Here is a 9,329-nt window from a genome sequence, read left to right as displayed (position 1 = left end):
ATCGTGGGGGGCGGGCCCACCCGCGGCTGGCCCCGCCCCCACGCGCGTAGCACTGTCAGATGTCGCCGCCGCGTAGGCGGCAGGCGTGTTCGTCGGCAGGGTCCAGCAGGATCGCTGGCAATTGCTCCAGGCCGAGGTCGAGGGCGCGGTGGATGCGGTGCCAGCCGTCGATCACCAGGCGGTTGCCGGGTGGCTGTGCGCACGGCAGTGGCACGACCAGGAGAGGTTTGGTCAGGTCGACCGTTGCGGCGTGGTCAGGGTCGATGCGGATGAGGTCCTTGACGCCGGTCAACGTCCGGATAGCAGCCGGGCGTACTGGGTGGCGTCGGGCCAGGCGGGTGGCCAGGTCTACATCCCATGCCCACCCCAGAAGGGCGAACATCTCATCGGACATTACTGCTCCTCTTCATGACGGGACCCGGCCGAGCGGCCGGGTCCGCTGGGATGGGTGGTCAGGCGTCCTCAGGCTTGGCCGCGCGGAACCGGTTGGGGCGCTCGCTCACGAGTTCGGCCTCGCCGTTCCGTGCGAGGGTGTCCAGGGCGTTGGCGACCGCCCCGGAGGAACGCTTGAGGACCTTGGCGATCTCATTGGCGGTGAAGGCAAGGTCGGGATGCTTGATCAGGTGGGTGAGGACGTCCGGGCGCAGGGGACGAGGGGCGCTGCGATCGCTGCGTGAGGAGCCCCAGGTGGCGGTGCCGTTGGTCTTCGGCTGGGTGATGCGAGCGGCCTTGCGCACGTCTGTGGTACCGGCGTAGATGGCCTCCAGGCCGGTGGTGAATGCCGTTTCGTCGTCGGCCAGGAGGGCCGCGTAGGTGGTGGTGACAGCGTTGAGGAGGTCGGTCAGGGCGCGGCGGCTGTCCTCGATCATGCGCGCCTTGGCCAGGGCCTCGGCGGCCTGCTGACGGCGGGCCTCCTCCTCGGCTTGGGCTCGGGCCAGCTCGGCCTCAGCGATCGCGCGACGGTCGGCCTCCTGCTCCAGGATGCGCATCGCGTCCTGGATGGACATGGCGGGCGTCGGGGCGGAGGTGTCGTCCTGGACGGCCGCGTCGTCCTGAGCCGCTGCGTCGGGAACGTCCGGGGTCGTAGGGGTGTCAGTGGGCACGTCGGGCGTATCGGGGGCCTCAGCATTAATCTCAGGCGACACCGGGTCGGCGGCATCGGCCTGGGTAGCCGACGGAACCGATGCCCACGTGTCAGGAAGGGCGCGACCCTTGTCGGTGCGCCCGCCAGGGGTGCGAACGGCGCGGCCTGCCTCGGCGAATTCCGCGAGGGCCTTGGTGGCGGTCGGGCGGGAGACACCCGCTGCCTCGGCGATCGCCGTCACAGATGCGGCAGGGTTCGCGTGCAGGGCCTCCCACACCTTGGCCGCCGTACCTTCCGGGCAGAACTCAGCCTGGGTAGGGGCGCTTTCGGCAATCATGTTCGTCGCCATTTCGTTCTCCTTTGTTTGAGCTACGGCCGCATTTCCATGGGCCGATTTCCTCGATGCACGACGACCATTTCTCGATTCGGAATACAAAGCAAGCCGATTCGGCGATGCACGCCAAAAACGATGGATCTCTGATCGCCAAGCCGGGTAATGAAAATTTGACAAATCTCGACAATCCGCCTCAGGACAGAAGGCTGCCGTGCTACGCCTGTCGTTTCTTCGGCACAAGAGGAGCTGACCTCACGGTGCCACAAGAAGCATTCAAAGCGAGGCACCGCATATTGAAGGACAGTGATTATGGGAGACGAAAGAAGAAAGTCGACTAGAGCAGGGGCAGCCGATTCGGCGACGGTGTCGCTTCTTGCCGAGTTCTCGTCGGTTAAGGCGAGTCGGGCGGGCCACCGGTAGCCCGGATAGCCCCGTACACCTGCGAGGACGCCCCGGATCGGGGGTGCCGGTCAAGGCGGCAGGCCGGTCGGTAGGGCGATCGGCGCACCGACCGGCGGACCGATCGGTGCCGCGCAAAGTCCGCGCAATGGTGGACTCTCGGCGAGGGAAGCAGGACTTGCCTCTGGGGGTAGAGCCCTACTCTGAGGGTGGGACCAGCCGGATAGCAGCCGGCTGGTCCCACCCTTCTCCTGGGCGCCTACGCGGCTCGGGGTAGGCGGAGCTCGGCCCAGACGACGTAGCCGTGTGGAAGGCTGCGCCCACAGGCGAGGGTCATGGCCGCGTAGGCTCGCCTGCGGGACTCGGCCTTCAGCAGGTCAGGGCCGACGATGTTACGCGCATCGGCACCTGGTCAGCCCGGCCGCGATAAGCGTCCTCGCCAACCGAGCGCCGATGCGTTTCCATAAACGTAGAGCCGCCTGCCGTAATAAGTGTTCGCCGAACACGTATCCCCCTCTCTGCCATCGTGCGCTCACGCGCACATGGCATATCGAGGACCACCTCATGGGCTCCGGTCAAGTCGCGGACTGAGCCCATTTCGAGGCGTTAGGCTTCTTATTCGGAGTCGATAATTTTTCGGTAGAGCTGCTCTGTTTTCGCGGAGGGCTTTCTGCCTCGGATGCGAAGCTGTTCACGTAGTTCGTCGTTACAGTAATGCACGGCCTGGGTCCTGCCGAGGCGGGCGTACACGTCCATTCGCCTTCGATAGAGGTGTTCGGCGACGGCGTCGAGTTCTGTGGCGTGTTCGAGGTGGCCGGCCTCCAACTCGGGATGCTCCTCCAGGTCGGCGAGCTGGGCGAGGGCTTGGACGATGCCGCGGTTCAGGGCGTCCGCCGTCTGCCGTGCCCAGGGATGTGGAACCTCGGGAAGGTACGGGCCGGTGTAGAGGTTGACGGCAGCGGTCAGCGCGGTCGTCTTCTCCAAGCCTGTGGCAACGGCGGCCGCGGCGAGGAGGTCGCGGATCTGCCAGACGTCGCAGCCGTAGAGGTCGGGGTTGATCCTGTATCCGGCTCCGCCCTTGAACTGGATGACGACGCGTCCGTAGTTGCCGGGCATCCCCAGGGCCTCGCACATCTTGGCGCGGGTCGCCTTGAGGAGGCCGGCGAACCGGTCGTTCGGGGCTGCGGCTTCGGGCCACAGTTTGTCGCCGGCCATGGCCTTGGTCAGCAGAGAAGAGCGGTGCTCGGCGAGCAGACCGAGGAGGGCCCACGTGTCGGTTCCCCAGCCGCCCGTTGCGCGGTTGGGTCCCTCGATGACGCACTGGCCGATCAGACGGATCGTGCCACGCCGATCGGCTGTCGGTCGGGTGGTCACCATCACCTGCTGCGATGGTGCGCCTGCCGTCTCTGCGAACTGTGCGGGGCCTACGGGGGCCGCCTGGGGCTCGGGTGTCGTGTCTATGCTGCGAACGGGCGTCACCGGAACCGGAGCGGTGTCTAGCAAGCGGGGTTCGGCGGGCGGGGTCACCGACCGACTGCGCCAGTTCAACAGACCGAACGTCACCGCGAGTCCGACCAGACCATGTGCCACCAACGTCGGTCCGGTCAGCTTCCTCGCCACCCTTCCGACAAGATGCCGCCTCATGCTGCCTCCCTTGTCACTCTTGAGCGTTCGCACTGATCAGACCGTGCGCAGCGCCATAACAGGGAACGTGAAACTCCTCACGGCGGCTACTGACCGGGAGCGCGTTGTCCAGGACCGCCAGAGCGCCTACGGCTGCGGCTCTCTGGCCCCCGAAGCCGGTTGGTGAAAAAGCACCATCGCGCGGAACCACCCACCGTCCGACACGGCCAGGGAAGCAGCGTCACATACAGTGATCGCCCCGCTACCCTCGAATCGGAGGTGACGGTGGACGGACAGAACCAGACCAACGCGCAGCGCCTATTGCAGGGTGTCGTTCCGGATGAGATCTTCGCGTCATACTCCAAGCTGCTCGCGAAAGACGGCTGCCCCGAGGACGACGCCGCGTCCCTGCTCGGCGGCTGTGAGCAGGTAGTGGAGTTGACGTCCCGTGGGATGGCGCATCTCCGTCCGGACGGTCCGCTGAATCCACCACGCCTCGTGCCCGCTCCCCCGGAGCTCGCGTTGCAGGGCGTCCTGACGGATCTCTCGCGCCGGCTCGTCGGCGACCAGGAACGGTTGCTGTCGGGGCACAAGCGGCTGAGCGAGTTCCACCAGACGCCAACCGCTGGGTCTACGAGCTCCGCGATGGACCGGCTCGTGCAGATCGTCACCGACCGGGACGAGATCAGCTCCCTGTCCTACGCGCTCATCAACGCCGCGCGGCACGACTGGCTCACGCTGGACAACTACGTCCTGGAGGCGCCCGTCGAGGACTCCACCGGGTACGCGCCGCTACCAGTCTTCGAGGGCCAGGTGCAGTGCCGCGCGATTTACGAGACCCGCTGCGCCGAGCATCCGATCGGCGCAAAGACGATCGAGGCCGCGGTGGCGGCCGGTGAGCAGGCCCGGCTGCTCCCTCGCGTCGGGATGAAGATGAAGCTCGCGGACGAGGCGGTAGCGCTCCTTCCGCTGACGCCCACAGGGATGGGCGGGGCTCTGCTCGTACGCTCGCCCGTCATCGTCGGTGCCCTGCGCGAGTACTTCGAACTGCTCTGGGAGAAGGCCATCCCGTTCGGGAGCACGGAAGCCGTCGGGCCGCTCACCCCTGCGCAGTCGCAGGTGTTGCAGTTGCTCACTCAGGAACTGTCCGACGAGGCGATCGCCCGGCGGATGGACATCAGCGTCAACACCATGCGCAGGCACTGGACCGCCATTCGCGACGCGCTGGATGTGGAAACCCGCTTCGCCGCCGGAGCCGCAGCAGCGCGCCGCGGCTGGATCAACTGAACCCGAGAGGCCCTGTCACATGCCCGGATTTCTGGACTTCGTGCCCCAGCAGCGATTCCAGCCCACCCTTGCGCTGTCCCCGGACGGCCGGCTGGTCGCCTACTCCAGCCACGCCTCCGGGCACTACGACCTGTGGGTCGTTCCCGTCGCCGGTGGCGAGCCGCGCCGCGTGGCAGGCTTCGACGACCGGGCAGTCCGCCAGATCGCCTGGACACCCTCCGGCAGCCAACTGGTCTTCACCGCCGACGAGAACGGGGACGAACAGTTCCGCCTCTACCTCGTCGCCCTGGACGGCAGCGGCTTGACCGAGATCAGCTCCGGGCCGGACTGCCAGCGCGTCCTGGCCACGTCGCCGTTCGATCCCACCGGCCGCTTCCTTGCCTACACCGCCAACGACCGCGATCCCGCCGCCCAGGACCTCATCGTCCATGATCTGGAGACCGGCGAACTCCGACGCTTCACACCCCCGGAAGGGGTCGCGTTCGAGGCCGTCAGCATCTCCCCCGACGGCCGCTGGCTGCTGGCGACCGGATTCCGTTCCAACACCGACATAGCCGTCTATCTCACCGATCTCAGCGATCCGGACGCCACGCCGGTCTGCATGACATCGGCTCTGGGCGAGGGCGTCTTCGAGCCCGGAGCCTGGGCGGCGGACTCCAGCGGCTTCCACCTGCTCACCGACCACTGGAGCGAGTTCACCGCCGCCGCCTTCTACGACCTCGCGGCCAAATCCCTGCAGGCGATCGCGCGCCCGAATTGGGACGTCGAAGTCCTCGACGCCGCCGCAGGAGTGCGCATCTGGTCAGTCAACGAGGGCGGCAGCTCCCTCCTGCACGCCGACCGCGACGGCTCCCCCATCTCGCTGCCCAGCATCCCGCCCGGTGTCATCTCCGCACTGTCCCTGGCGCCTGACGCCTCCTTCGCGGTCGTACTGATCAACTCCGCGGCGAGGCCGGCGGAAATAGCGGTCCTGGACCTGGCCCGCCACGAGTTCCGCTACCTCACCGACACCCGCCCCCCGGCGCTGCACGTCATCGACCCCGTCGCCCCCGAGCTGATCACCTATCCGGCCCGTGACGGACGCGACGTCCACGCCCTGCTCTACCGCCCGGACGGCCCCGGCCCACACCCGGTCCTGCTGTCCATCCACGGCGGCCCGGAATCCCAGGAACGCCCCCTCTACGCCCGCTCAGGCCTCTACCAGCACCTGCTGCACCAGGGCATCGCCATCCTGGCCCCCAACTTCGCCGGATCCACCGGCTACGGCACCGCCCACCAGAAGCTCATCTACTGCGATTGGGGCGGCATCGACCTCGACGACCTGGACCACGCCGTCAAATACCTCCACACCCTCGACTGGACCGACCCGAACCGCCTCGCCGCCATGGGAGCCTCGTACGGAGGCTTCGCCGCTCTGTCCTGCCTGGCCCGCCTCCCCTACCCCTGGGCCGCGGGCGTCTCCATATGCGGGCCGAGCAACCTCCTCACACTGGCGAAGGCATCGCCACCCACCTGGAAAACCTTCGTCGCCACTGTCCTCGGCGACCCCGAAACCCGCGCCGAGCAGCTCCTGGAGCGCAGCCCCGTCACCTACGCCGACGGCATCACCGCTCCCCTGTTCGTCCTCCAGGGAGCCCATGACCCACGCGTTCCCCAGGCCGAATCCGACCAGATCGTCGCCCGGCTGCGCGAACGCGGCGTCGAAGTTCGCTACGACATCTATCCCGACGAAGGCCACGGCTTCACCAACCGCGCCAACGAGCTGACCGCGTACGAGGCCATCAGCGAGTTTCTCCACACCCATCTGATCGCCGCCCCGGTCGACCGCCCAGAGGCACTCCAGGTGAGCTGACGTCCACCAAGCACAGCGGTGCCCACCCGTAGGCCGGGTGGGCACCGTTCAAAGGTTCAGACGTCACCGTCCACGGCGGTCAGGAGGGACAACGGGCTGAGGCGGTGTTGAACTCGTATCCCGTGGACGTTTTCGGCGACTGCGTCGAGAGCGCAGTCGAGGCTGACGTCGAAACTGCACGACGCGTCGCTGCGCGCGTATACGAAAGCCACGTCGCACATCAGCGCGAACATCTTCGCCCGTACGTCATCGCCGTACCCCGGATAGAGCCTGTCGAGGACGGTCGCGAAGTCAACTGTGCTCAAGTTCGCCTTCCCTCCGGTGGAGACGTCTCCGTAGGCCGGAGGTCGGCCTGATAGCAGCAGGCCGACCTCCCCTCATCCCGCTACGGCGCTCGCGCACCCGACGCCTCCAGCTTTGGGCTCCAGGTAGACCCACACCGTGTGCCCGGTCTGCGGGTTGCCGATCAGCGAGAGCCTCAGGGCCAGCTCGTTGACGATCGCGAGCCCGAACCCGCCCACCCTCTCCTCCTGCACTGCCCGCTGGCGCTTGATCTGCGGGATCCCGGCTCCACCGAGGTCATAGACCCCCAGGTAGGCAGGGCCGTCGTCAGGGAGGCGGATCTCCACCCCGAACCAGCCTCCTGCCTGGCCGGACCGGGTGTGCAGCAGGGTGTTGGTCGCGAGCTCGGACACGATGAGCCCGGCGTCGTTCTCGCGCCCCGTTCCGGCGAACAGCGTCTCGACCATGCGCCGCGCCTGCCGGACCTGGTCGGTTTGCCCGGGGAACACGCACCGCCACATCATCCGCTCGGGCGAGCGCGTCCGTTCCTGTCGTTTCTGCGGGTTCGTCGCTGCGATCATTCGCGGCGTTCCTCCTGTGGTCGTTGGCCGTCGCATCCGGACGGATGCCACGGGCCCCTATCGGCGCTCGACTCCGTATCAGGGGTCAAGTCGTCCAGTACAAGCGGGGGCTGCTCGCAGAAACGGGGATGCCCCAATGCGTACTGAACTGATTACTGAAAGCGAACACCTGCGAAATGGGTGCCGTCAGGAAGAGACTGGAGGAGGTTGCAGGAGGACCCCCGCCTACCGGCACACAGGTGATCGAGAATGAGCGAAAATGGCGTCAGGCCGAACTGGGCGGAGGACATCCGTGCCAAGCGGCTCCACCGGTGCTGGAGCCAGAACGAACTGGCCCGCCAACTCGAGCTCGCGGCCGACCCCCGAACCCGTGCGACCCTGCCGAGCCGAAGCTCGATCATCCGGGAGATCCGCTTTCACGAGGCTGGCACGCACCAGCCAGGCCCGGTGTACGCCGAGCTCTACCGACGTGTATGGACCCGGAACCCGGAGCCGACGACAGAACCGACCGAAATACCCAGTGACCACATGGCCCTGGCCTGGACCGTAGGAAGGCTCAACCTGCGCGTGGACCGCCGAACCGTCCTGCATCTGGCCGCGACCGCCGCAGTGGGCACGGCACTCGACCCCGCCCAGCGGCTGCTGCGCGCCCTGGCCGGAAATCACCGGCCGGACAGCACGACGATCGCTCACCTCGAAGACCGGACCCGAGGCTTCCACCGCCTCGAAGAACACATACCCGCCAAGTCCCTCTATCCGGCGCTGATCAGCCACTTGAACGAGGTAAGCGCTCTGCTGGAAAGCGGTCTGCCGGACGACCACCGGCGTCGGCTGGCGGTGGTGGCCGGCGAGAGCGCCATCCTGGCCGCATGGTTCGCCTGGGAGCAGGGGAACGCGCACATGACGGCCGCACACACCCGCCTGGCCAACGTCGCCGCGAAGCACACCAACGACGTCTCGATCGCCGCCTGCATGACCGGGTACCGCTCGTACATGGCAGGCGGGAACAGCGCTCAAAGCACCCGGCTCATCCAGCAAGGGCTTGACCAGATCGGCAAGGGCGATCCCGCGACGCGGGCATGGTTGCTGGCCCGCCACGCCGAGGAGGGAGCGCTCCTCGGCGACCACCGTGGCGCCTTGAACTCGATCCGCGAAGCGGTGGACGTCTACGCGGGCGCGGACATCAACGCCCGTCCATGGACGTGCTTCCTCGACCCGGGGCGCTTCGCGTCTATGAGTTTGACCGTCTACTCGCGGCTCCGGCGCCACGACGACTCCGCCACCGCCATGGAGGAGATCGCGCTGCACCTCGGACCGACGACCGAAGTCAAGAAGCTGTGCGTCGTCAAGGCCGAGATGGCGCTCGCGCAACACCGCCTCGGAGACGTCACCGAAGCCGTCGACTCCGCGCGCTCCGCACTCGACGCCACAAGCGCGATGGACTTCCCTCTCGGCTGGGAGCGTCTCGACAACGTCGCCGCGGAGCTCAAGCCCTCACGAGCTCAAGTCGCCCGGGAGTTCCACACCGAGTACGCCGCTACTCGCCCTTCGCGGTAACAGCCGTCTCTTCAGTGATCCAGCTCAGATAGCCGGCGAGACCGCCCTCAATGGGGATGGCCACGATCTCGGGGGTTTCGTACGAGTGGGCCTCCTTGATGACCTCGACGAGGTCATCGAGCCGTTCCGCGGCGGTCTTCATGAGGATCAAGTACTCCTCACTGCGCTGGATCTCCCCCTTCCACCAGTAGGTGGACACGATCGGGCCGCTGATCTGGGCGCCGGCCGCCGCTCGGCTTACGACCGCCGCGTTGACGATACGCTCGGCCTCCTCGCGACTTCCTGCGGTCACGTGAACCTCGACATGGCGGGTCATAGCTCCTGAGCGTA

General features: G+C 67.2%; 10 protein-coding genes. 4 read left to right on the top strand and 6 right to left on the bottom strand.

Annotation, left to right across the window (positions count from 1 at the left end; translation table 11 throughout):
* Positions 1-55: 55 nt before the first annotated feature.
* Both ABGA98_RS44215 and ABGA98_RS44210 read right to left on the bottom strand, forming a co-directional pair.
* Positions 56-394, bottom strand: a complete 339-nt coding sequence (locus ABGA98_RS44215; RefSeq protein ID WP_347624478.1) for a hypothetical protein — start codon at positions 392-394, stop codon at positions 56-58.
* 58 nt (positions 395-452) lie between these two features.
* On the bottom strand, positions 453-1,433 hold the full coding sequence (locus ABGA98_RS44210) for a hypothetical protein (protein WP_347624477.1): 981 nt from the start codon (positions 1,431-1,433) through the stop codon (positions 453-455).
* A gap of 53 nt (positions 1,434-1,486) precedes the next feature.
* On the opposite strand from ABGA98_RS44210, the gene ABGA98_RS44205 reads away from it, so the two are divergent.
* Positions 1,487-1,756 (top strand): hypothetical protein, encoded by a 270-nt coding sequence (locus ABGA98_RS44205; protein WP_347624476.1) that lies wholly within the window; start codon positions 1,487-1,489, stop codon positions 1,754-1,756.
* 676 nt (positions 1,757-2,432) lie between these two features.
* On the opposite strand, the gene ABGA98_RS44200 is transcribed toward ABGA98_RS44205, so the two are convergent.
* Positions 2,433-3,194: a bacterial transcriptional activator domain-containing protein gene (locus ABGA98_RS44200; protein WP_347624481.1), complete on the bottom strand. Its 762-nt coding sequence runs from the start codon at positions 3,192-3,194 to the stop codon at positions 2,433-2,435.
* Positions 3,195-3,725: 531 nt separating this feature from the next.
* Between ABGA98_RS44200 and ABGA98_RS44195 the strand changes: the two genes are divergently transcribed.
* Positions 3,726-4,727, top strand: coding sequence for a helix-turn-helix transcriptional regulator (locus ABGA98_RS44195; RefSeq protein WP_347624475.1), 1,002 nt, complete (start codon positions 3,726-3,728; stop codon positions 4,725-4,727).
* Positions 4,728-4,746: 19 nt separating this feature from the next.
* Complete coding sequence (locus tag ABGA98_RS44190; protein ID WP_347624474.1) at positions 4,747-6,579, top strand: S9 family peptidase; 1,833 nt, start codon at positions 4,747-4,749, stop codon at positions 6,577-6,579.
* Positions 6,580-6,635: 56 nt separating this feature from the next.
* Here the strand turns inward: ABGA98_RS44190 and ABGA98_RS44185 are convergent, their stop codons facing one another.
* Together ABGA98_RS44185 and ABGA98_RS44180 are read right to left on the bottom strand one after the other, a co-directional pair.
* A complete protein-coding gene (locus ABGA98_RS44185) occupies positions 6,636-6,884 on the bottom strand; it encodes a hypothetical protein (RefSeq protein ID WP_347624473.1) in 249 nt (82 codons plus the stop codon).
* A 72-nt stretch (positions 6,885-6,956) separates the two neighbouring features.
* A complete protein-coding gene (locus ABGA98_RS44180; RefSeq protein WP_347624472.1) occupies positions 6,957-7,442 on the bottom strand; it encodes an ATP-binding protein in 486 nt (161 codons plus the stop codon).
* Positions 7,443-7,970: 528 nt separating this feature from the next.
* Here ABGA98_RS44180 and ABGA98_RS44175 point away from each other — a divergent pair.
* On the top strand, positions 7,971-8,999 hold the full coding sequence (locus ABGA98_RS44175; RefSeq protein WP_347624471.1) for an XRE family transcriptional regulator: 1,029 nt from the start codon (positions 7,971-7,973) through the stop codon (positions 8,997-8,999).
* Here the strand turns inward: ABGA98_RS44175 and cutA are convergent.
* Positions 8,980-9,315 carry a divalent-cation tolerance protein CutA gene (cutA, locus tag ABGA98_RS44170; RefSeq protein ID WP_347624470.1) on the bottom strand — a complete coding sequence of 112 codons (336 nt, stop codon included), beginning with the start codon at positions 9,313-9,315 and terminating at the stop codon, positions 8,980-8,982. The genes ABGA98_RS44175 and cutA overlap by 20 nt on opposite strands.
* Between the last annotated feature and the right edge of the window lie 14 nt (positions 9,316-9,329).

Source organism: Nonomuraea sp. B1E8 (assembly GCF_039871515.1).
Taxonomy (GTDB): domain Bacteria; phylum Actinomycetota; class Actinomycetes; order Streptosporangiales; family Streptosporangiaceae; genus Nonomuraea.
Note: the sequence above shows the minus strand (reverse complement) of the source record. Positions and strands in the feature narration are given on the sequence as shown.